The 1,003-nt window shown below is 65.8% G+C and carries 1 protein-coding gene; it reads left to right on the top strand.

The features are described from left to right. Positions 1–1,003, top strand: a 1,003-nt coding sequence (locus QM588_RS25570) for an acetyl-CoA carboxylase biotin carboxylase subunit (RefSeq protein ID WP_283317425.1), incomplete at both ends; no start/stop codon positions are given.

Genomic DNA, 1,003 nt, shown 5'->3' with positions numbered 1-1,003 from the left:
CCAAGGTTCTTGTTGCCAATCGTGGTGAGATCGCGGTTCGGGTGATCCGGGCGGCCGCTGATGCCGGACTGGCCAGTGTCGCTGTGTACGCCGAACCCGACGCCGATGCACCGTTCGTCCGCCTGGCCGACGAAGCATTCGCACTCGGCGGACAAACCTCCGCGGAGTCGTACCTGGTGATCGACAAAATCCTCGATGCCGCCGCCAAATCCGGTGCCGACGCCATCCACCCCGGCTACGGATTCCTCTCCGAGAACGCCGACTTCGCGGGGGCCGTCATCGACGCCGGCCTGATCTGGATCGGACCGTCCCCGCAGTCCATCCGCGACCTCGGCGACAAGGTCACCGCCCGCCACATCGCCGCCCGCGCCAAAGCCCCCTCCGTCCCCGGCACCTCCGAACCGGTCAAAGACGCCGACGAAATCCTCGCCTTCGTCGACGAACACGGCCTCCCCATCGCCATCAAAGCCGCCTTCGGTGGCGGCGGCCGCGGCATGAAAGTCGCGCGCACCCGCGAAGAAATCCCCGAACTGTTCGACTCCGCCACCCGCGAAGCCGTCGCCGCATTCGGGCGCGGGGAATGCTTCGTCGAACGCTACCTCGACAAACCACGCCACGTCGAAGCCCAGGTCATCGCCGACCAACACGGCAACGTCATCGTCGCCGGCACCCGCGACTGCTCCCTGCAACGCCGCTTCCAGAAACTCGTCGAAGAAGCACCCGCCCCGTTCCTCACCGACGCCCAACGCAAAGAAATCCACTCGAGCGCCAAAGCCATCTGCCTCGAAGCCGGCTACTACGGCGCCGGGACCGTCGAATACCTCGTCGGCCAAGACGGCTTGGTCTCGTTCCTGGAGGTCAACACCCGCCTGCAGGTCGAACACCCCGTCACCGAGGAAACCTCCGGCATCGACCTGGTCCTGCAGCAATTCCGCATCGCCAACGGCGAAGAACTGACCATCACCGAAGACCCCGAACCCCGCGGGCATTCGTTCGAGTTCCG

The sequence above is a fragment of the Rhodococcus sp. IEGM 1354 genome (assembly GCF_030056855.1).
Taxonomy (GTDB): domain Bacteria; phylum Actinomycetota; class Actinomycetes; order Mycobacteriales; family Mycobacteriaceae; genus Rhodococcoides.
The sequence above is the reverse complement of the archived record's forward strand: the minus strand, read 5'-3'. Positions and strand labels throughout refer to the sequence as shown.